The sequence below is a fragment of the Acaryochloris sp. 'Moss Beach' genome (genome assembly GCF_021497025.1).
Lineage (GTDB): Bacteria > Cyanobacteriota > Cyanobacteriia > Thermosynechococcales > Thermosynechococcaceae > Acaryochloris > Acaryochloris marina_A.
On the sequence record NZ_CP071719.1, the window covers coordinates 76718 to 98874 of the forward strand.

The window sequence follows — 22157 nt, forward strand, 5'->3', positions numbered from 1 at the left end:
TTTGTCATTTATAGGGTCATTTATTACCTCCTTAATCTTTACGCATTAGAGTTTAAATACACTGAAAGCGTTGATCAAGCAAGCTTTTAGCGTATTTGAGTACTAGGAGACACAGCCCAAGGCAAGTGGGGACGTGTCAAGATATGTTTTTGAGCTTTGCTCTCAATGAAAGATCTGGAACCTTAATAGCTGCTGCTACTACTGATCGCAGGACAATTCAGTAAAAAACTCAAATTGGCTTGGAGAATGCCAGTCTTATGACTAGAAGCCAGGATTAGGGACTGGCTAGCAAAAAACATTTGTTTAATAAAATGCTTATCCGCGATCGTACAACAAAATTTGAATACCGGGAAGTAGAAGCGACTGGATAGAAAAAATGTTGAATTTGGGATTGTCAAGTTACGGGATCTAGCTTTTTTGTGATGTTGATAATCGTCTTAGCTCTTTAGAAAAATCCTGTATCCTTTTCAGCTATAAGGTTCTAGAGTTTTACCTAAGTAGTAAAAATATCCTGAAATGCTATGTCAATGCTATGTCTGACCCAGGAATTTTGAAGATATTGAAGGTTGCAGAACATGAAAATGCTATGTCAAGTGCTATGTCATAGGGATTTATCCTAAAATGCTATGTCAATGCTATGTTTAGTCCTATTGACACTCATCCCGCTAACCCTACGGGTATAGCAGGAGATTCTTCTTTCAGCGACGTGACTTGCTGCATTAAACCTGAGTTCAACACAGTAGCGGCCTCATCTCCAGAAGCGTTTTGACTATCGAGTAGCCCGCTTCCCACATGCCCTGTGGTAGCGATTCCTTTTCTCAAGATATTGATGGCTGCATTCTCATCCCTGTCTAACTCACAGCCACATGCACAAACATGAGTTCGAGTAGACAAAGACTTTTTAACGAGTACACCACAATCAGAACATTCTTGAGAAGTATAGGCAGGTTCCACAGCCACGGTGACCTTGCCATACTTTTTCCCAAAGTACTCCAGCCACTGTCTGAACTGATACCAGCCTGCATCATGGATCGACTGAGCCAGACAGTGGTTCTTCACCATATTGCGAATCCTCAAGTTCTCATAAACAACCAAATCGTTAGATTGGATCACGCAAAGGGCCAGTCTCTTAGCCCTTTCTTTACGCTGTCGTGAGACTTTTAATTCATGTCTGGCTAGGCGATGAATAGCTTTATGCCGATTCGCTGAACCCTTTTGAGTCCTGCTCAATCGTTTTTGTAACCGATGACGTTTCTTTTGAGAACTGCGATAGAACTTTTCAGGAGGTTCTTTGTAGCCGTTATTGTCGGTGTAGAAGGACTCTAAGCCAACGTCTAAGCCAATGGTGTTGCCGGTGGGTTCTAGCTCAATTTTGACATCAACGCTGATGCAGAATTGCACATAGTAGCCATCCGCTCTACGAACTAACCTGACTCGCTTGATTTGACTCTCGTCATAGCTTGCTAAGTCATAAGTCCCGATTAAACGCAGCTCACCAATATTAAAACCGTCAGTGAATTTAATCTTTTTAGGACTCAGAAGCTTCCACCCAGAGGTTTTGTATTCCACTGACCGAGAATGCTTCTTAAACCTTGGAAAGCCAACGGGCTTTATACCCTGTTTGCAATTCTCATAGAAGCGACTGATTGAACTCCAAGCTCTTTCAGCACTTGCCTGCCGAGCCATTGAGTTGAGTTGCTTAGAAAAAGGAAAATCATTAGCAAGAACTCTACACAACTTGTTTAAGTCGTATTTGCCTGTACCTTTGTTATCCATCCAAAAGCGCAAGCACTTATTACGAATGAATTGAGCTGTCCTGATGGCTTCATCAATCGCACTTGTTTGATGCTGACTGGTTCTTGCTTTGAACTCTCAGATAGTTTAGGAAATGGTGTCTGAGGTGGCAAAGGTCTGAAAAGCTTATACTTCAGTGACTATGAGCGTAGCGAATTAGCCATGACTGAAAAACAAGCCCACCAAAATCGTACGGCAATTGTTCATTTTGGTGCAACCAAACAAGACTATTTGGACTTGGTGCAAGCAGAAGATCACCGCCCCTTAATCGAGTATTTGCAAGCACCCCTCACAGCTCAACTTTCTTCAGAACGTCATAAGCCCGATTGCTGTGATACCAGTCGTTATACGCTCCATGCTCTACGAGATCGCCAAGTGCAAGGGTGGTTAGGGCCAGTAGAAGCAATCCCTATCTGTCGAACCCGCTGCTTAAGTTGTCGAGCGGTCTTCACTGTCTTGCCCAGCTTCATCCTGCGATATCGTCGCCAAGATGCAGACTGTCTAGGCAAGCTACTGGAGTTAAATCTAGGGATGGGATTGAGCAACAGAGAGACGGCTACAATTTATAGCTGGTTAGGAGTAGAGCGGAGCTGGCAACCGGGTTGGGTTTGGAGTCTGGTGCAGTGGTTGGGAAACCTAATGCCTGTGTGCTTACTGTTGCTGCGTCTGGGACTCACCCCCCCCCCGCCCATTTACTCAGTGACGAGAAGTTTGCCAGTTTAGAGGGGGAGCAAATCTACTTGTTTTTGGTGGCTCAAGCCGAATTAATTTGGTATACCGAATTGATGAAGTCCACGGATGAGGCTGCTTTTCAAGTCAGCATTCATCGATTCTTGACGGGAATGGACGCTGCCGGACAAGCCACAGGTCACTTAGAGCCAGCGCAACTATATGTCCCTGAATCGGTGACCACCGACGGCTGGGTAGCTTCTCAAAATGCATGGACATCTGAGGTTGACCTCGACTTGATAGAGTGCAAACTCCATGGCCAAAAACGGGTGAGTGCCACCTTTGATGATTTCTCAAAGACCCATCCTGATTGGCTTCCTGAGCAACTCCAACAACTGGAAGATGATTTCGATTCAGTTCTCAATGCTCCTTCACTAGCAGCTTATTCTCAAAGGGTTCGACGCAATCGCGAACGCTATGGCCATGAGCCAATGTTGCTCAATCGATTGGATATTCTCAAGCACAAACGCTTTCTGTTTACGAATCACCTGAAACATAAAGACGCTTCCGCCTATTCTGCACCTTTAGATCGCTCCATGCGATTTTTTGGACAAGAAGCTCATGAAATTTGGGCAATACCGAGCAGAGGATGCCATTAACCCCATGGTGAATGCCTGGGCGATTGTGAATAATCTACGACCGTTCCTCCCCGATGCGAAAAAAGGCGGGGGCAGTCTTTGGCAGAACATTTTGGAGTTCAGCTCAAAGGTTTGTCTTGGATGGAAGCCCTTAACCTATGCACCGTGAGTAATCTGGATGCCATGCTGCTAGCTACTTTCTAGCAGACACCATTTTCTGATCTATCTGGAACTCTAGTACAATCATACTATTACACTAGCATGTTCGGCATAACAATATGCTTGGAATGGAGTGCTATACACATCTCCAACTAACATTCGTATAGTTGGAGTCTTTACGCACATTTTCTAGATAAATCTATAACTTTTTTTGATATCTGATTAGTGATAGACCAGGCTGTGAGAGCATCTGAGCATCTCTGGGGATCAGTCTCAGCGCAGTAGCAGGGGCATTCTAGTTCATCGATCAAGATAAATAATGAAGGGTCAATCAAGCCAACCATAACAACAGGATCATTGGCGTCTGTTGTACCAGATAAACAATACTCAGTAATGCCTCTCAATGTCTCTAGGTGTAAGTCTTCTCCATACGAAGTGTAGAAAAGCAGGGCATTCATTGAATTTTCAGGGATAGCTTGGGGCCAATTATCTCGTGTCTCCAGAAAAAATAGAAATAGTCCGACTGCAGAGGGTAAAAGTTTTTGGAATCGCTTAGAAGATGGATCGCCACAAAATAAATAATGCGACTTGCCTAATTTCCAGATATCACCTTTTTCAACATCTTTCGACTGTGATGCGGAGGGCTGTGCTATTTCTGACTTCTTTTTAGTACGCTTTCGCCTAGGTTTCTTCTCTTCAATTTGAGTGCCCTGACGAATTCCGGTTGTGTCAATTTCGTAGACTGTACCACCTCGCATAGCTATACGAGTGTTGGGGTTCATATTTTCTTGATCATCATTTTCTATCTGTGGAAAAGCCGCGGATAACTCTTTTCTAGCAGATCCAACGAGCTTTGCACTTACTCCACAACGCCTTGCAATCTCTCTATCGCTCCATTTTCGCCATTCACGATCGCGAACGAGCCTAATTACTGCACGTCGCTTATCCGCATTAGTTCTTCTGAGTCCGTGTGCTGCATTGGCTCCTACTGAGTGTAGAACGGCATCTCGCAGTTCTCCGGGAAAGACTTCCGCAGAAATTTCCTTCTCGTCAATGGCTTCTTTAGCCCGGACCCTATGAAATCCATCAGCTAACCAATAGTCCTTACCGTCATAGTAAATTACGACTGGGGGAAAAGTAGCTCCCTGCTTCATGTCCTCGGCGTATTCAGCTACTACATCTTCGTATAGCTTTGAGCGAGGCTGAGTCCCGCCATCCATGCGAATTTTAGCTATTTCGACTAACTGGATAGTCGATTCAATAGATTCGCTTTCAGGCTTGTTGGGGGGGGCATTCAGAGCTAGTGGTAGATGACAACATACCGCCATGAAAGCACCTAAGTCCCTAGGTCACAAGATATCTAGAGAATTGATAGTTTTTTTAATTAAGTTGAGTTAAGCAACGGTTCTTGCTAGTTGTTAGTATTACCGCTTCGTTTTGGTTCTCTCTGTTCTCTGATGTAGTTATCGATAATCATCTCAACCCATATCTTCAAAAAATAATCTGAAATTAGTGGCCCAAAGGTAGTAGAGTCCATCTTCAAAGCAGATTCTAGGTCGAAATACTTGGCTTTAATTATCTGCCTCGGTGTTGGATCTTGCCCAATTTTATGCATTTCAACCACCATCTTGTAGATATCAGCGATTCTCTGCTCTCGCAATTGATGGATATATTCTTCGCTCGCTCCAGATGAGATCAGCTATTTCACTGTTGCTCCAACGTTTCCATTCAGGATGTCCAATCAATTTATAGATATTTTTATGTAAGTCAGCTTCTGTTAGTTTCAACTCACTATCCAGATTTGCTCCAATAGCATGTAACACAGCATCTTGGTGGTTACCTTGCCAGACATCAGCGAGTATTTCTAGATCACCAATTATCTCTTTAGCACGAAGGCGGTGGAAGCCATCCACCAACCAAAATTTGGCCCCATTGTAATACACGATTACAGGTGGAAATTTTTCACCTTGACGCATAGCAGCTGCAAATTTTTTAACTACGTGGTCATAGATCTGGCAGCGAGGTTGAATTTCGTGATCAAGTGTAATTGATGAGATAGGAATTGACTCTATATTCTGAACACTAATCCTGGATTTATTCCTAGCCATTTAACTAACTTTGAAGTAAAACGTTAATCTGTGAGAGGCTGCAAGGTACTATGCTTATATATCAAAGCACAGCATAGCCGATAATTTTACGATGAAAGTGAAAAGCTTATCAGTTAGATGTTTACTCCCTGTTGACTAGAGCAAGCAATGCTAGGTTGATGCTAGGTTGATGACAGCATAAATTGCTATGTTAATGCTATGCAGGTGAGCATCCGTGAATTTCTCCCAAGTCACTAAGTTTGTTAATCGCATCTCACTGAGAATGAAAGAGCGCAATTTAACTGAGGCTGAAGTCATTGCGTTAAAGGCAGCATGGGAAGGTATTGGATATGGTGTAGCGATCCAGAGGTCAGGAGGAACATACAGTGAAAATTATGTACGCAGTGACTCTGGACGGAAACTATGGCTTATGCTTTCGGCCCAACTTGGCGAGAAGATTACGAAAGCCACACTACGAAGCTACTTTGATAGTCACCCCAACCTCTTCAGCAAAGAGAAAAGCAATTCAAAAATCTTAGGGGGCTATCCTCCAGTTACTGAAAATTTTATTGGTCGTCAGGGTGAAATAGAAAATCTCAAGCATTGGGCAACAACCCTTCAGTGCGTGTGCATTGGAGGTATTTCAGGTATCGGTAAAACGTGCTTAGCAGCGAATGCTATTCACCAAATCTTTCAGCAGCCTGATCAGTTTGATTACTATATTTGGCTACCTGTCCATTACAAACCAAGTCTCGATGAATTGCTTGATTGTTTAATCGAGCATTTAGGAGGAGAATCGGGCACTGCAGACCAGCAAAATCGCAGCTCAGTTTTTATCCAATTTCTACAGAGATATAAATGCCTCATCGTGCTTGATGAGGTGGACTTAATGGTTAGCGTGGATTTAGATCAAGAGATTAACGAATATCAAATATTCTTCCGACGTTTGATTGAAGAACAGCATCAAAGTTGCATTTGGCTAACATCCAACAATTATAGTGAGGAGCTTTCCAACTATAAAAGCATGGGGTTTCCTTGTGAAAATTTACATCTAAGTCCACTCACGGCAATAGAAGTACGGCAAGTCGTTGAGTCCCACGGTATTACTTTTGATGACGACTGGGAAAAGCTTGTCTCTTCTTGTATGGGCAATCCATTACTACTCCATTCAGTACTCAGAAAAGTATCAAATATGCTGGGAGGTCAGGCTGATCTTGTTAACCAGAAAACGAGCTTGGCACTGAATGAATTTGATTATTTACTGAAAAGGATATTTGCCAATGCTACTGATATACAAGAGTTAGAGCTATATGTATTGTCTATGATTGCAACTGTCGATCGATCACAGCGCAGTATACCGTTGCTAACGTTAACTCACGCAATCATAAATGAACGGTCAGATATATCTGAACTAGATGTGATCAATAGTTTAGGCCGATTACAAAAGCACAATCTACTGAGTGTTCAAGCAGAGAAAGGAACGACAAGTATTTACATAGGAGATGTAATAAAGAAGTATATTGTAAGAAATTTCATTAATAAAGCTGAAAATACCGTGTCTAAATCTTTATAACTCTGTGTCTTACTGTATTAATCCTAATTGCGATCAACGAGAGAATCCACCCGGCATTGATTTATGCCAAGGGTGTGGCACCTCTTTGCTGATCAAAGATAAGTACAGGCTCTTGCGCCCCCATACGCTCTTTGGATACGAGCAAACAGCTTTACCCCCTCTGAGACTGAAATTTTTGAGTGCGTTGATACTACTGGAAACCCTAAAGATCCCCCAAACACTCCAAAAATTTTCAAAATTCTCAATACAGAAGACCCTAAGCTTAAGCAACTTGCAAAGAGGGAAGCCTATGCTCTGATGGGATTATATGAATACCCTAATACGCCTAAAGTTCACATCCATGACTATTTCGAGTATCAGGATGAGCATTTCTCAGACACGCTGATCTGCACTGCCATTGAGAAAATTGAAGGGGTAGATCTAAAAGTATGGCTTGCTGAGCATGGCCAGGCTAACTCTACACAGCTCAAGGATTGGTTAGGGCAACTATGTGAAATTCTGGCAGTTGTTCATGAGAAAAATCTATTCCATCGAGATATCAAGCCTTCCAATATCATGATCCGACCGGATGGCAGGTTAGTATTGATTGATTTTGGGACTGTTCGGAAAATTACCAATACCTATATCGCTAAATTAAGCGGCCCAGACAACAAATCACCGATACAAGGGGCTACAGATGTGACGATGGTACGCACATTTGGTTATTCTCCCCCGGAACAGCTCTATGGCAAAGCTATGCCGCAATCCGACTTCTATGCCTTGGGGCGAACGATGATTCACTTAGCCACGGGAGTCCACCCCAATAATTTACCGGATGACGATGATCGATTGTCATGGCGAGATCAGGCTGAGAGTATCGATCTAGACCTTGCTGACTTGATTGATCGCCTTTGTGATCCTATTCCCACTGAACGCCCCAAGAATACCGCTGAAATCCTGGCTGACCTGGCTCACCCTCCCCGCAAGTCTTCTCCCAACAATCGTGCCCGTCCCTTCTTCAATTCCTTTAAATTCCACTGGATGTATGTCGGGCTGGGGATAGGGATAGCCGTCTCCCTGGCCTGGGGTGTGTTCTATCTCCCCCAACCTGCTGAAGTCATCACGAGCAAATATCACCTCACCCAAGGTTTGTCAGCGCTAAGGGTGCAAGATTTAGAAGAGGCTCAATCCTCACTAACTGAAGCCATCAGGTTGAATCCCAATAACGAAGAAGCTCACTATTACCTGGCCTTTGTTTGTGCTGAATCACTGAATTATGACTGTGCATTCAAACATTATCAAAAAGCGATTGAGCTGAACCCCCAGGACTGGGAAAACAAGTTTGCCTTGGCGAGTCTCTACGAGAAGCTAGGAAGAAATGACCAGGCGAAACCTTTACTCAAGTCTGCACATGAAATAGATCCCAAGGCCCCAGAACCACTCAACAATCTATCTCGACTGGCCCTTTTAAATGCTAATGCGAATGAAGGGATGAAGTACGCTCGGCAAGCTCTAAAGCTCACTAGAAGACCCAAGATGAAAGCCATCATTTATAAAAATTTGGGGTGGGCTGCTTACCTGCAAAAGGATCCTGAATTAGCATCTCAATATCTAAATCAGTCCATCAAGGCAAATCAAGACTTCCCTGATCCCTATTGTCTCCTCTCTCAAATTGCACCCACTACGGAACGAAAGGAAGCTTGCATTAGCTTACCTTCACTACAGCCTGAAGTCCGTCAATGGCGAAGGAGTATTATTGATGATATTGAGAAAAAGCTTTAGGAATATTTTCTGATATTCTATTCCTTAATAACAAAATATTCATGTATGAATAAATTATTTATCAGAAGTAATTTAGGATTTGCGATCGCATGTGCGATTCCACTTCCCATGATGATTTCTTCAAACCCTGCTAAAGCTGAACCCATAAAAAAATGCCCGCCAGTCGTCCGTTCTCTGAAGACGAAAAAACTCTATTGTGCCCATGAGTTAAAAGTCCTACAAAAGGAGAACGAGGCTGGTTTTTTATGCTTCTTTCTGAGAGCGATCATTCCCCCTAATGACTGGCTCAAGGCTAATCAATGTTTTCCCAAGGCGAATTTTTCAAGTGAGACGGGAAAAAAGATCATCCCCAAGCCAAAGGGTTCAAGAACGGCATTAAAATTCCTCAAACCGATCGGCACATTCCAACTCACCGCTCAACCCACCATCACTTGGCAATCCATTCCGAATGCTAACTATCGGGTTACCTTAGAGCAAGGAGGACAATGGCTCTGGTCTAAGGAGATCAATGGCACGGAGGTAAAGATCCCCAATTCTCATTCCTTAACACATGGCAAGCAATACAAATTGACTGTTGTCGCACTCAAAAACAACCAAACAGTTGCTGAAGAAAAGACGAATTTGCAATTAGTAGATCCTAAACAGCTTAGGGAAATTGACGACGCAATTCTAACAGCCCAGCAAGTCGCTCCTGACCCACTTGATCGAGGATTAGATAAAGCGATGATGTTTTATCACCTGGGATTGCTAGATGCAGCAGTAGCTACGCTACTTTCCCTCATCCCGCATCAAGAACCTGAAGTGTATTCACAATTGGGTTTAATTCATAAGGAGGTAGGTCAATTAAAAATTGCCCAGGGGTATTTTGATAAGGCGATAGAACTAGCGAACCAAACAGATCAACCTTTTTCTAGAGTCCAATAAATTTCTACCAAGGGTCTAATGTTGGGAAATGGCCCTTAGTTTTATATTCAGTCGTTAAGTGGGCAATGCCCTTCTTCAATAGCTTCATGACTTAGCAGCTAAATACAGCTATTATCTTGAAGAAATCAGGGTAATCAATATCAGCAATGAAAGCTCTCAAGGGATTTTGGCAGTTTCTCAACACGGATGTACGAGATATCCCTTGGGGGGAAGTGGCCCAACAAGGCATTGAAGGCATGAAGGCGTTGCCGGATGCTTCAAAAGCTTGGCAGGACAATGCCGATAAGGTTCAACAGCTTGCCCTGAAGGGGCGACATGCGCCGTAAACCTCTTGCTATTCGTGCAATAACCCGATAGACAAGAAAAAAGATGGGCTGCAAATGATGTATCTCCAGCTCACCTTATTGACAATGATATTGCCACTATACCAACCTCATTTACGCCGTCAACTGTCTCCTGCCCAGTATCTTCTCCTAGAGATCCTCGTTCATCTATTACAAACACTTCGCTGCGTCAAAATCGAGACGCTAGCAGAAGGGCTGCCACTGCCGATTCTTTTTGACAGTCGCCGAAAAAAATCCAACGGTTCTTATCCTTACCGACCCTTGAGCTTGAAACGCTTTGGCTACCGCTGGTTAAGCTGTGGCTGAGCCAGCAGTATCCTCAAGGCTCCCAGCTTTATGTCGTCATCGACCGTACGAGTTGGGGAGTGATTAATCTATTGATGGTCAGCGTGGTCTGGCAACATCGCGCTATTCCCGTATGGTGTGAAGCCCTCTGCAAAAAGGGCAGCAGCAACTATGACGAGCAAACCGCTGTTTTAAGCACAGTTATCCGCCATTTATCAGCCTATCGTCTGGTCATCCTCGGTGACCGAGAGTTTTGTTCCGTCAAGCTGGGGCAGTGGTTAGGCCAACAGAAGGTCTACTTTTGTCTGCGACTCAAGCGCAATACCGAAGTGGCTCTGGCCCAGCAGTTTACTCAACAACTCCAACAGTTTGGCCTTGTCCCAGGTCAAAAGCTATTTCTCAATGATGTGCGCGTCACTCAGGCTAAAGGCTTTGGAACTTTCAATGTGGCAGCCAAGTGGAAACGACGGTATCAGGGCTTTGCACCTGATGAAGCATGGTTTATTCTCACCAACTTCTGTGACCTCAATAGTGCTATCGTCAGCTACCAAAAACGCTTCTCTATCGAAGAAATGTTTCGGGACTTCAAGCAAGGAGGCTATTGTCTCGAAGGCTCTCAAGCCATGCAAGAACGGTTGGTGGCTATCGTTATTGTGATTGCCATTGCCTATACCAGTGCGGCACTACAAGGGCAAAATCTCAAGCAAAAAGGACTACAGCGCTATATTACTAGACCCGAATCCACCACTTCACCGAACAAGCGTCATAGTGCATTCCGAGTCGGACTATCTGCTCATCTGTGGGCCATAACGGGGGATGGAGTTCTGGCTCGATTGGTGGATGAGCTAATGAAACTCTCTCCCAATAAGCTACCTGAGTATCAACGGGGGATGAGAGCGATGGAGCTTGTCTGTGCTGGGTTGTAGCCTTCATGTCGCCCCCTCAGCAGCTTGCCCCTTATTTGCAAAAGGCAGAACCCCTGATCAAAGCCCTGGATACTCCAGTGACAAAGTTGGCTATTGCTGGGCTGCCGTTTGTATCTGTTGGCATAAACTTGCTGAAAATTGGGCTTGACTTGGCAAAAGTGGAGCCGACATTCGAGAATTCAGTCGCAATTGTCGCCCAACTCGCCTATCTCCAGAGTTTAGAAGCGGTGCTGGAGCAACAGGATGAGCAGATCAAAGCAACACTAGCGCAGCTATCTCTCAAGGATGTTGTGGAGAAACAGCTCGACAAATTTTATAGAACGGAATTGAACCTCAGTGAGGCAAAGACAGCCACTACCCAATTTCGAGAGTCCGTATTAGCCGAGAAGTTTGGCACAGCTTTGATAGAACAGTTGCACCAGTGCGGACTGGACAACAGCCAAGCCCAACGATTGGCAGATCAAGTCCTGTGGGGAAGTCATCGGTATTTCCATCTGGCGATTGCAGAAGCTGGGGAAAGCGTGGAACCCCTAGCAGAGTTTTACCGTACTGGTGGGCAACAGGAGCTAGAACGCTATACGGCTATTGACGAGTATTTAAAGACGCAGATTAAATCCACCCCGCAGGAGCAGATATTTGATGAAAGTAACCCCAGGGTATGCTTTCAAGATATCTATGTACGGCTAGAGGTACAGCCCTTAACCCAGAATGGCGAGATAAAAGATGGGGTCAGTCCCATCTGTAGTCATGAATGGACGAGGAAAACTTTAGAACAGCCAGCCAATCAGTCCCGCAGAGTGATGTTTATGGAAGGTGAGGCAGGCCGGGGGAAATCTGTATTTTGTCGCATGATTGCCGATTGGGTGTATACTGCAGACGACTTGTGACTTAACATAGTAGCGGAGAGATTTGGCACACTGGGAGTATCCCCCACCTACTCTCTTACTTGCATGATTAAAATTGATTTCACCGCAGAGGAAATCCAACACCTCAACTACGAACGCTATCATCATCCTCACCCACGGGTGCAGCGACGGATGGAAGTGCTCTACTTGAAAAGTCAGGGTCTTCCCCATGCCCAGATTTGTCAGCTTTGTCAGATTAGTCGTCCGACCTTAGCTAAAACCCTTCGTCAGTATCAACAAGGCGGAATTGAAGGACTGAAGACCCTGGAATACAAAGGTCAACCTAGTTCACTCAATGCTCATAGCGATAGTGTGAGAGCCTACTTTGAGCACCACCCGCCCCGCACCAGTGCAGAAGCCCAAGCAGTCATTGAACAATTGACAGGCATTAAGCGTTCTCCAACCCAGATCAAAGCCTTCCTCAAGCGCATTGGTTGTCGCTATCGAAAAGTGGGGTATGTGCCGGGAAAGTCGAGTCTGCCCGAGAAAATTGAGGAGCAAGAGCAGTTTCGACAAACTCGCCTTGAACCCTTATTAGAGGAAGCTCAACGCCAAGAGCGTCTTGTCTTTTTTGTGGATGCTGCTCATTTTGTTCACCGGGCTTATCTGGGGTTTCTCTGGTGCCTTCGTCGGATCTTCATCCCGTCTCCTTCTGGCCGTCAACGATTCAATGTTCTGGGTGCACTCAACGCTGTCACCAAAGAAGTCACCAGTATCACCAACCACACCTACATCAACTCTCATAGCATGTGTCTGTTGCTAGCCAAGCTGGCACTACTCGACCCAGTCATACCCATCAGCGTCATTTTAGACAATGCCCGATATCAAAAATGCCAGCTGGTGACTGACTTTGCTGAGATCGTCGATATTGAGTTAGTCTATTTGCCCTCCTATTCACCCCCATTTGAATTTGATTGAGCGGCTTTGGCGCTTTGTGCGCAAGGAATGTCTCTACTCGAAGTATTATGCCGATTTTCACTCTTTCAAAGGGGCCATTCAACATTGCATTGATCAATGCAATGGAGAGCACAAGGCGAAACTAACAAGCCTTCTATCACTCAAGTTTCAGTCTTTTAAAGAAGTTAATATCTTAGCCGTCTAGAGTATATTCAGAATTTGGGGATGCCTTTATTCCCGTGCGGATTCGGCTACGAGACTTACGGACACTAGCAAACAACCTAACGGAAACCCTAGAAGACTGCCCAGATTTAGAACAAGTGAAATTCGTTCGTGGGGAATCGAGTTGGTTAGCGGATAAAAACACACGATTTTTGATTATTTTGGATGGCTTTGATGAACTCTTGTTAGAGGGGCGGGCCACGGGTGGTTTAAAGGAATTTTTGCAGCAGGTGACGGATTTTCAGCGGCGTAGCCACCATCAACTGCTAGTAACAGGACGCCCTTTAGCGCTGCAGGGAATCGATCGGCTGATCACCCAAAACAAAGACTTGGAGAGGGTGCGACTGGAACCCATGGGAGATGGGTTGAGGGAATGCTGGCTGAACAAATGGCAAGCCCTATTTGGAGAAGACAAGGTCAATCAGTTCCGGCAGTTTTTGACGGCCTGTCCCAAAGACATCACGGATACTCTAGCCCGTGAGCCGCTGCTGCTGTATTTGCTAGCGCGGCTCAATCGAGAGGGGCATCTAACCCAAGAGATGTTTGCCGATACTCAAACGGGTCGCCCTCAGGATACTCAGGCCAAGCTGCGGATTTATCGAGCAGCAGTGGATTGGGTGCTGGAAAAACAGCGGCAGGATGAGAACTTGCGGCTCTGTGGATTAGATAACTTGGAAGATTTACGGGAGATACTGCAGGAAGCGGCGTTGTGTGTGGTGCAGTCTGGCAATGAAACAGCCCGACTGGAAATGGTGAAACAGCGGTTTAACGACAGCAGCAACCCCATCGCTGAATTACTGAAGCAAGCCCAGGAAACTACTGGGCAATCCGAGGACAAGGCGCTGAATAATTTACTGACCACCTTTTATCTCAAACCGGGAGAAAGAGATCAACGAGGTTCTGTGGAATTTGCCCACAAGAGCTTTGGCGAGTATTTATTTGCAGAGCGATTACTGATTGCCTTTGAAGCCTGGACGGAGTTAGATAAACGACAACGGTTTCGGTTAGATGAACGAGCCCTAAATGAACAAATCTACGATGTATTAGACTATGGCGGCCTGAGTCAAGAAATTGTTGCCTATTTGTGGGAGCTGTTAGATGAGAGCGACATTGACCGTGTAAAGCTGTTCAAGCGACTCAGCAATTTCTATAGCCGCTGGTGCCAAAACGAATTTTTGGATGCTCCTCCCAATGAGAATCTTCCCCAAAAGAAACTGATACAACTGCTAGATCAAGAGATCCCCACCGGATTAAAGCAAGTAGATGTATTTACGGGGCTAAACGTGATGATTTTTCTGTTTAGGCTACATGCATCTGCGCAACCAGAGGGTTATCCCTATTGTAGAAAAGAAATACCTCTTGAGATCTATTTTGATCCCTGTGGTGAAGCTAATACAAAAGGCTTTCAAGTCAATCGTCTCCTCAGAATTATTTATTATGCAGATGCTCTTGGAACAGGGATGTTTGCTATAACGGTTGGGCCTTATCTCAGCCTCGCCGACCTCAGCTTCGTCGACCTCCGCAGCGCCAACCTCAGCAACGCCGACCTCAGCAGCACCGACCTCCGCAACGCCAACCTCCGCAACGCCGACCTCAGCAGCGCCGACCTCAGCAGCGCCGACCTCAGCGGCACCAACCTCAGCGGCGCCGACCTCAGCAGCGCCGACCTCAGCGGCGCCGACCTCCGCAGCACCGACCTCCGCAGCACCGACCTCCACCTCGCCGACCTCAGCAGCGCCGACCTCCGCAGCACCGACCTCAGCAACGCCGACCTCAGCAGCGCCGACCTCCGCAGCACCGACCTCAGCAACGCCGACCTCCACCTCGCCGACCTCCACCTCGCCGACCTCAGCAGCGCCGACCTCAGCCTCGCCGACCTCAGCAGCGCCGACCTCGACGAAGCTCTCTTAATACGAACGGTTTTGAGTGATTCTCTCAACCTAACAAGTGATCAACTGGAAGGTGTTGACCCACCACTCATTTGCGGTACATTTATGCCCTCAAGTATCGATATTGATTCCAACTGTGATTGGGATAGGCTTGTGGGAGTTCTCCATGATCGCTTTCCCGTAGATTTTGAGACCTTGGAAGAAGCTGAACAATGGGTAGAGAAGGAACGATATCGTTGATTTCGGGTTGCTGTTGATGAATTAAAGCTGGACCAGCACATAATTTGCCCAGTAGTAGGGATGGGCATACTCTGATTTTAATAGCTTCAATTGCGCTTGTCTCAGTGCTTCATTCATGGGTTTCTGATTTTTGACAGCTGCATAAAATTCTTGAGACACTAGCACTGATGCAGCCGCATCTGCAGACCACAGAGAGGCAACGGTATTATTCGCCCCGGATTGTGCGGAAAGGCCCGCTAAACCTAATAACGATCTCGGATCACCTTGGGCACTGTGACAAGCACTGAGGAAGAGTAGATCTAGTCCTCCACCACTCCCCGCTTCCAATACACCAGAAATATCTTTCACATTCAAAGGTCGGTCCCATGCAAGTAAGAACGTTTGGGTGGGGTCAGAGCTAAATTGCCCGTGAGTAGACAGGTGGAGAATTTTTGAAGTGGGCTTTTCTACGTTTTTGAGGATGTTTTGATAGGTGAAATCTTTGTTTAGAATCAACTTGGCATCAGGGAAAGTTGCTTGAATTACTCCCACTTCTTCAGCGACTTCAGGCAAGGGGGCTAACGCTGTTTTCTGCAAGCTCGGACTATTTGTAGATACCCCTCCCACCACAGCTCCAGGTTGACGAGAGGGGGGAATAGACTCTCTGACCAGATAGATCAGAAAATGGTGTCTGAGACAGCAAAGGTCTGAAAAGCTTATACTTCAGTGACTCTGAGCGTAGCGAATTAGTCATGACTGAAAAACAAGCCCATCAAAATCGTACGGCAATTGTTCATTTTGGTGCAACCAAACAAGACTATTTAGACCTGGTGCAAGCAGACAATCGCCGCCCCTTAATCGAGTATCTGCAAGCGCCCCTGACAGCCCAACTCTCTCCAGAACGTCATAAGCCCTGCTGCCGTGATACCAGTCGTTATACGCTCCATGCTCTACGAGAGCGCCAAGTTCAAGGGTGGTTAGGACCAGTCGAGACAATCCCTATCTGTCGAGTGCGCTGCCAAAGCTGTCGAGCCGTTTTCACGGTTTTGCCCAGCTTTATCCTGCGCTATCGTCGTCAAGATGCCGACTGCTTGGGGAAACTGCTGGAGTTGAATTTAGGCATGGGACTGAGCAACAGAGAGACGGCTACGATTTATAGCTGGCAGGGAGCAGAGCGAGGTTGGCAACCCGGTTGGGTTTGGAGTCTGGTGCAGTGGTTGGGGAACTTGATGCCTGTGTATTTACTTTTACTGCGTCTGGGACTCACCCCCCCGCCCATTTACTCAGTGACGAGAAGTTTGCCAGTTTAGAGGGGGGAGCAAATCTACTTGTTTTTGGTGGCTCAAGCTGAATTGATTTGGTATACCGAATTGATGAAGTCCACGGATGAGGATGCTTTTCAAGTCACCATCCATCGGTTTCTGACGGAAATGGACGCCGCCGCACAAGCCACAGGCCACTTGGATCAAGCACAACTGTATGTCCCCGCATCGGTGACCACCGACGGCTGGGTCGCTTCTCAAAATGCTTGGATATCTGAGGTTGGCCTCGACTTGATAGAGTGCAAACTCCATGGCCAAAAACGGGTGAGTGCCACGTTTGATGATTTCTCAAAGACCCACCCTGATTGGCTACCTGACCAACTCCAACAACTCAAAGATGATTTCGATTCAGTTCTAAATGCTTCTTCACTAGCGTCTTATTCACAAAGGGTACGGCGCAATCGTGAACGCTATGCCGATGAGCCAATGTTGCTCAAACGATTAGATATTCTCAAGCACAAACGCTTTCTGTTTACGAATCACCTGAAACATAAAGACGCTTCCGCCTATTCTGCACCTTTAGATCGCTCCATGCGATTCTTGGACAAGAAGCTCATAAAATTTGGGCAATATCGAGCAGAGGATGCCATTAATCCCATGGTGAATGCCTGGGCGATTGTGAATAATCTACGACAGTTTCTCCCTGATGCGAAAAAGGCGGGGGCAATCTTTAGCGGAACATTTCGGAGTTCAGCTCAAAGGTATGCCTTGGATGGAGGCTCTTAACCTATGCACCGTGGGAAGTCTGGATGCCATGCTTGCGCCTACTTTCTAGCAGACACCATTTTCTGATCTATCTGCTCTGACATAGCCATTTGATAGTGCAACTGGGTTACGCTCAATCAGATAACGCTTGCCATCATGGAGTAACGCCATTGGGATATTTTGCAGAGGACCACTCAGGTGGAACTTAATGGGGGTTTCTTCTAGGATTAGATTTTTTGCCACTGCAGGCTCAAGGATCTGCTGATACAGCGACTGCAAGAGGGGAAGGTATTGCGACTGACGCATGTCATAGAAATTATCCCCTTGCAGAGCAACTGTTAGTTCGTCAATCGTCGTCTTGAGTTGATTAGGGTCTACGGTGTAATGGGTATCGCCAACAATGACGGTGGTTTGGTCCCCAAGATCTAAGATTTGCACGACAACTTGTTGAGAATCTTGAGCTTGTGCCAGGGGCACTAAGTTAGTTTCCCCGCACTTGAGATAGTTCTCTAATTCAGCAAGTCGCAGACTTTGATTGACTTGAGAAACGAGCGTCAAATCGGGGTTATCCGTCTTCAGCAACAGCCCCATATATTGCTGGTAAACGGGTTCCACTTTTTCTTTAAAGGAGAATTGCAGATCGGAGGTGACGGGCAATAGGTTCCAGCGCACATGCTCAAGGGCCGAAATCGCGCTTGTGTAGGAGGTGATCGCCTGCTGGGTTTGCCCCTGATCCTCATACTGCTGGGCTAGGGCACTGCGCCATTGGTAAAGACCATCCCAAGCTTGGACGGACTGGGCGAACTGGGCGGCCAGCTCATAGGAGCGCATGGAGAGATCGCTCTGACCACTCTGCTGATAGAGCCGACCCAGTTGACCATAGACGAAGGACAAGGCTCGATAGTTATCCAGCTCGTTCGCCAGGTTTTGAGCGGTCTGGGCCTGTTCAAAAGCGAGAACCAGGGGATGTTTCCCTGAGAGTTTCCCCGATTGTTTCGCGATAATTTTGGATATTTTCAGATGGGCATACACCCGTGAGATGGGTGAGAGTGCATTGAGGTCAGATTGCAATAAGGTTTGTAGGATTTGCCCTTGTTTGGATTGAAGTGAATCCCGTAATTCAACCATCTCAAAGATGCCTGGGCCATCTGAAGCTATCCACTGATCAAGATCATCATAGAGGCTGAGCCATCCGAGTCGGGCTTGGCTAGTGTCTAAGGCTTCATAGTCCGCAAAGGCTTGTTTGGCAGTTTTCTCTGCTGCTTTAACTTGGGTCGCTTGAACCAGGGCCTCCCCTGAGATTTGAAATTTCTGAATTGCTGACCTTACCTGAATGGTCCGTGTATTGGCGAGGGTCTGTTGACTCGCTAGCTGTTGGGCCTGATTGCCTTGTTGTTTTGCGTTTGCGATCGCAAGGGTGAGGACTTCCTCGGATCGTTCTAGGTATCCTAGTTCCTGAAAGATCTTGCCCAGGTTTTGTAGGGCAATCAGATCCGTCGTATCAAAGGTTCGATCCACAAGAGGAGTGGTAGGAGCGTCTGATTGGCAATACCTCTCAATCGCCAGGGCAAAGCTCACTTCACGACAGGCATTGAGGTATTGCCCGAGCTGCTGATGGGCTAGGGCTTTGTTGATCTGAGATCCTTTAACACCTTCCTTATTGTTGCTTTCCTGGTAAAACGATTGGGCTTTTTCAAAGGAGGCAAAAGCACCACTAGGATTCCCTTGATCTAATTGCTGGTTACCCTGGACAGTGAGGGCATCCGCTTTGTCTAAGGGGGGGAGATCTGCTGCTTTTGCACTTGGGATGAGCAGCAGGGATAGGAGTAGGATTTTGGCAATGTGCTTCAACGTTAAAGCCTCCCAGTGATGGATAGATATAGCCCCTCTTCTTGGAGAGTAGGCCGTCGATCTGGCTGATTGAGTAAGGGGATGCCGAAGTCAATACGGGCACTGATTCTTTCTGAGAGGTCATAGCGCAGACCTAATCCCACGGACGCTAAAGTTTGGCTGGGGTTGGGTAAGAAACGCTGTCCCTGATTAAAGCCATGCCCCACATCGATGAAAGGGACGAGTTGGAGGGTGCCTGCGGAGCCTGAGAATAGGGGAACTCGCAACTCTGAGGAGAAGAATAAACCACTATCACGGGTGAGGCCATCCTGTCGATAGCCACGCACCGTTGATACTCCCCCCAGGCTGAATTGCTCAGAAGGAATCACGGGTCCATCTGCGAACTGGACTCCACCGCGATTGACCCAGGTGAATTTAGAAAATTGGTGTGCCCAGAGTGCTTGACCTCTCCAGGCAAAGAAGGTGCCATCACCAAATAAATCGGCGTTGCGGGTACTGATGGGCAGGCCAATATTGAATTGAGATCTGAGAATGATGGAGTCGTTGCGGTCTCGATTGTTCCAATCTTGGGTGAGGCGTAGCACGGTGGAGTTCGTTTGGCCCGTTCCATCTGCGCCTTCTGTAAGGGGGAAGGGAATTCCCAATAGACTTTCATTGCTCTCCAGGCGGGAGAGGGAAACACCAAGGGCAAATTCTTGGATCTGATTGCCACTGATTTTTCTCAGGATGGGTTGGCGATAGGAGGCTTCTAACTGGAAGGCGCTGGTGTTGAGGTCGATCAGATCAAAGGGTTCTTCGACAATATCGTTATCGCCATAGGTGAAACTGAGGCCCACGGTGCCGTTTTGGATGTTGACTGGGGTGGCATAGTTGACACTCACCAAGTTGCTGCCGTCTGTGTTGCGAAAGGTGAGATCAACACTATCGCCCAGGCCCGTGACGTTGCGGTAGGTGGCCGTGGCTCCTCTTTCAAAGGTGCCGACAGAGGGGGCGCGATTGTTATTGGCAAAAACGTCTAGGCTAAAGGGTTTATGGGGGTTAACATCCAAGGTGAGGGTGGCTTGGCCGACCACTGCACTGGGCGTAAGCTGAGCATTGATGCCCCGTATCAGCGGATCTACTTGCAGCCATCTCAGGGCATCTTGAAGGTCTTGCTCCCGGAGTACGCCCTCCGTCACGGGTTCAATCCTATCTCGAATATAAGATTCAAGACGATCTGCTCCCTGAATGGCGATATCGGTGACTCGCCCCTCTATGATTTCAATGGTGATTACTGCATTAGAGGGGTCGATCTCTTGGCCGAGGGTAATATTAGCCCCGGAGTTGATGTACCCCTCTTTGGCATAGCGTTGGGTAATTTTTTCTTCTACGGTCAGTAGGTCTGTGATCGTCTGGGGTTGGCCGATAAATTCTGCGACTTCAGCCTGCAATTGCTCATTCGAGAAAACGGTATTCCCTTCAAAGACGAACTGCTCGGGGGTAACGACCAAGCTGCGATCTAGTCGTGGATCAATCCCAGAGGGTAACTGAAAGGGATTGATTTCAAGGGTCGGTGGAAGTGGAGTGGTTGGAGCATCTGGGGGGGGACTCCTCGGGGAGGGGGGCAGGGGCAGCGCAAGAAAAATGAAGCTGTAATATGCTATGGAACTCCATTCTGTTAAAAGGGTTTCCCCATGGCTACAGGATTCAGCAAGCCGCCTTCCTCACCAGCTTCCACTGACTCATCCTCGTCACTCCTGCCTGCCAGTGATTGCGATCAGGCTTATCAACAGTTGTCCGAGTGTTTTGAAGATTTGCCTGATCCACGGGGAGGCCAAGGTGTCCAGCATCCGTTTGTCAGCATCGTCGTGATTGGACTATTGGCAAGTTTAGGTGGCGCACAAGGGTGGGAAGACATTGAAACCTATGGTCTAAGCCATCAAGATTGGTTGTCGAGTTTTCTGAGCCTACCGTCTGGGATGCCGACAGCAGACACCTATCGACGAGTGTTTGAGCGTATTTGCCCCTCCGCTTTTGAACGGAGTTTCAATCACTGGTTGGATCAGGTAGTGACAACCCTCGGCGCTCAAGTGATACCGATTGACGGCAAACAACTCAGAGGTTCCTATGATCGCAATCAAGACCAATCCGCATTGCATCTGGTCAGTGCTTGGGCCAGTGAGTATCGGTTATTTCTAGGACAGGTCAAAGTTGCAGACAAGAGTAACGAAATTACCGCTATTCCAGCACTGCTAGAGCTATTAGACATTGCCGGGTGCATTATTACCATTGATGCAATGGGAACTCAGCACGAGATTGCCCGCCACATTCAAGCTAAAGAGGCTGACTATGTGCTGGCCCTCAAGGAGAATCATCCCACGCTGTTTGAGCAGGTTGAGCAATAGTTTGAAACGGCTGAAGCGAATGAGTGTAAGTGCATTGAGCACAGCTATGATGCGCGGGTGGAAGCAGGGCACCATCGTCGCGAAAAACGACAAGTTTGGGCCGTGTCCCTTCAACAGATGGGTCCTCTGTACAAGCAGGCGCAGTGGAAGGGCTTGCAAACCATCGTCAAGGTCGCTCGAACCCGTCACTTGTGGAACAAAACCACCTATGAGGTGATGTTTTATATCAGTTCTCTACCGCCAAATGCTCAGCAGTTGGGCAAAGCCATCCGCCAGCATTGGTCGATTGAGAACCAACTCCACTGGGTCTTAGACGTGACCTTTGGCGAAGATGCTAGCCGCATTCGCACAGGACATGCGCCGGAAAACATGGCCATCCTGAGACGCTGGAGCATCAACCTTCTCAATCAAGAAACGTCCTTTAAGCGAAGTACCCGTCAAAAACTAAAACGGGCGAGCATGGATGAAGCGTATATGCTCAAAGTTCTAGGCGCTTCTCTTCCTTTACAGTCTAGCCTTTCAGAGGCTTGATTTTCTTGCGCTTACCCTGGGGGGAGGGGGAGGGTGTCTGGGAGGATCGGAGCCTCTTGTGCCACGAGCGGT

The 22157-nt window shown here is 46.9% G+C and carries 19 protein-coding genes and 3 pseudogenes; 16 read left to right on the top strand and 6 right to left on the bottom strand.

Annotated features, from left to right (window positions below; translation table 11 throughout):
* Window positions 1-657: 657 nt before the first annotated feature.
* Window positions 658-1872: pseudogene (locus tag HRE53_RS28855) on the bottom strand (RNA-guided endonuclease InsQ/TnpB family protein); the annotation flags it as partial.
* Window positions 1873-1956: 84 nt separating this feature from the next.
* Between HRE53_RS28855 and HRE53_RS28860 the strand changes: the two are divergent.
* From HRE53_RS28860 to HRE53_RS28870, 3 genes are read left to right on the top strand one after another with little or no spacing between them, the layout of a single operon-like run.
* Window positions 1957-2517, top strand: a complete 561-nt coding sequence (locus tag HRE53_RS28860) for a DUF6431 domain-containing protein (protein WP_235111915.1) — start codon at window positions 1957-1959, stop codon at window positions 2515-2517.
* On the top strand, window positions 2442-3122 hold the full coding sequence (locus HRE53_RS28865) for a hypothetical protein (protein WP_235111916.1): 681 nt from the start codon (window positions 2442-2444) through the stop codon (window positions 3120-3122). The genes HRE53_RS28860 and HRE53_RS28865 overlap by 76 nt, the downstream gene beginning before the upstream one ends.
* The gene (locus HRE53_RS28870; RefSeq protein ID WP_235111917.1) at window positions 3085-3270 is read left to right on the top strand and encodes a hypothetical protein; all 186 of its coding nucleotides are present in this window, start codon (window positions 3085-3087) and stop codon (window positions 3268-3270) included. Before HRE53_RS28865 ends, HRE53_RS28870 begins: the two co-directional genes overlap by 38 nt.
* A 166-nt stretch (window positions 3271-3436) precedes the next feature.
* Here the strand turns inward: HRE53_RS28870 and HRE53_RS28875 are convergent, their stop codons facing one another.
* Complete coding sequence (locus HRE53_RS28875; RefSeq protein ID WP_255801587.1) at window positions 3437-4588, bottom strand: ParB N-terminal domain-containing protein; 1152 nt, start codon at window positions 4586-4588, stop codon at window positions 3437-3439.
* Between the two features lie 309 nt (window positions 4589-4897).
* Complete coding sequence (locus HRE53_RS28880; RefSeq protein WP_235111921.1) at window positions 4898-5368, bottom strand: ParB N-terminal domain-containing protein; 471 nt, start codon at window positions 5366-5368, stop codon at window positions 4898-4900.
* Between the two features lie 214 nt (window positions 5369-5582).
* On the opposite strand from HRE53_RS28880, the gene HRE53_RS28885 reads away from it, so the two are divergent.
* The 10 genes and pseudogenes from HRE53_RS28885 to HRE53_RS28920 all read left to right on the top strand — a co-directional run bounded on the left by HRE53_RS28885 (window position 5583) and on the right by HRE53_RS28920 (window position 15313).
* A complete protein-coding gene (locus HRE53_RS28885; RefSeq protein WP_235111922.1) occupies window positions 5583-6920 on the top strand; it encodes an NB-ARC domain-containing protein in 1338 nt (445 codons plus the stop codon).
* 4 nt (window positions 6921-6924) lie between these two features.
* Complete coding sequence (locus HRE53_RS35375) at window positions 6925-7218, top strand: 4-Cys prefix domain-containing protein (RefSeq protein ID WP_396133504.1); 294 nt, start codon at window positions 6925-6927, stop codon at window positions 7216-7218.
* On the top strand, window positions 7218-8681 hold the full coding sequence (locus HRE53_RS28890) for a serine/threonine-protein kinase (protein ID WP_235111926.1): 1464 nt from the start codon (window positions 7218-7220) through the stop codon (window positions 8679-8681). The genes HRE53_RS35375 and HRE53_RS28890 overlap by 1 nt, the downstream gene beginning before the upstream one ends.
* A gap of 45 nt (window positions 8682-8726) precedes the next feature.
* Window positions 8727-9605, top strand: a complete 879-nt coding sequence (locus HRE53_RS28895; protein WP_235111928.1) for a hypothetical protein — start codon at window positions 8727-8729, stop codon at window positions 9603-9605.
* A 146-nt stretch (window positions 9606-9751) separates the two neighbouring features.
* Entirely contained in the window at window positions 9752-9931 is a 180-nt protein-coding gene (locus tag HRE53_RS28900) for a hypothetical protein (RefSeq protein WP_235111929.1), read from the top strand.
* A gap of 84 nt (window positions 9932-10015) precedes the next feature.
* Entirely contained in the window at window positions 10016-10255 is a 240-nt protein-coding gene (locus HRE53_RS35035; RefSeq protein WP_235107289.1) for a transposase, read from the top strand.
* Window positions 10237-11160 carry an IS4 family transposase gene (locus HRE53_RS28905; RefSeq protein WP_235111161.1) on the top strand — a complete coding sequence of 308 codons (924 nt, stop codon included), beginning with the start codon at window positions 10237-10239 and terminating at the stop codon, window positions 11158-11160. The genes HRE53_RS35035 and HRE53_RS28905 overlap by 19 nt, the downstream gene beginning before the upstream one ends.
* Window positions 11161-11165: 5 nt before the next feature.
* The gene (locus HRE53_RS28910; RefSeq protein ID WP_235111931.1) at window positions 11166-12047 is read left to right on the top strand and encodes a hypothetical protein; all 882 of its coding nucleotides are present in this window, start codon (window positions 11166-11168) and stop codon (window positions 12045-12047) included.
* 63 nt (window positions 12048-12110) lie between these two features.
* Window positions 12111-13167: pseudogene (locus HRE53_RS28915) on the top strand (IS630 family transposase).
* A gap of 34 nt (window positions 13168-13201) precedes the next feature.
* Window positions 13202-15313 (top strand): pentapeptide repeat-containing protein, encoded by a 2112-nt coding sequence (locus tag HRE53_RS28920; RefSeq protein WP_235111933.1) that lies wholly within the window; start codon window positions 13202-13204, stop codon window positions 15311-15313.
* A gap of 21 nt (window positions 15314-15334) precedes the next feature.
* Here the strand turns inward: HRE53_RS28920 and HRE53_RS28925 are convergent, their stop codons facing one another.
* On the bottom strand, window positions 15335-16012 hold the full coding sequence (locus tag HRE53_RS28925; RefSeq protein ID WP_315876787.1) for a CHAT domain-containing protein: 678 nt from the start codon (window positions 16010-16012) through the stop codon (window positions 15335-15337).
* A gap of 32 nt (window positions 16013-16044) precedes the next feature.
* Between HRE53_RS28925 and HRE53_RS28930 the strand changes: the two genes are divergently transcribed.
* Both HRE53_RS28930 and HRE53_RS28935 read left to right on the top strand, forming a co-directional pair.
* Window positions 16045-16602: a DUF6431 domain-containing protein gene (locus HRE53_RS28930; protein WP_212666506.1), complete on the top strand. Its 558-nt coding sequence runs from the start codon at window positions 16045-16047 to the stop codon at window positions 16600-16602.
* Between the two features lie 27 nt (window positions 16603-16629).
* Complete coding sequence (locus HRE53_RS28935) at window positions 16630-17340, top strand: hypothetical protein (protein WP_235111937.1); 711 nt, start codon at window positions 16630-16632, stop codon at window positions 17338-17340.
* 45 nt (window positions 17341-17385) lie between these two features.
* On the opposite strand, the gene HRE53_RS28940 is transcribed toward HRE53_RS28935, so the two are convergent.
* Together HRE53_RS28940 and HRE53_RS28945 are read right to left on the bottom strand one after the other, a co-directional pair.
* Window positions 17386-19170, bottom strand: a complete 1785-nt coding sequence (locus HRE53_RS28940; protein WP_235111938.1) for a hypothetical protein — start codon at window positions 19168-19170, stop codon at window positions 17386-17388.
* A 2-nt stretch (window positions 19171-19172) separates the two neighbouring features.
* Window positions 19173-20660, bottom strand: coding sequence for a ShlB/FhaC/HecB family hemolysin secretion/activation protein (locus tag HRE53_RS28945; RefSeq protein ID WP_235111940.1), 1488 nt, complete (start codon window positions 20658-20660; stop codon window positions 19173-19175).
* 183 nt (window positions 20661-20843) lie between these two features.
* Here HRE53_RS28945 and HRE53_RS28950 point away from each other — a divergent pair.
* Window positions 20844-22085 (top strand): annotated as a pseudogene (locus HRE53_RS28950) (ISAs1 family transposase).
* The last annotated feature ends 72 nt before the right edge of the window (window positions 22086-22157 follow it).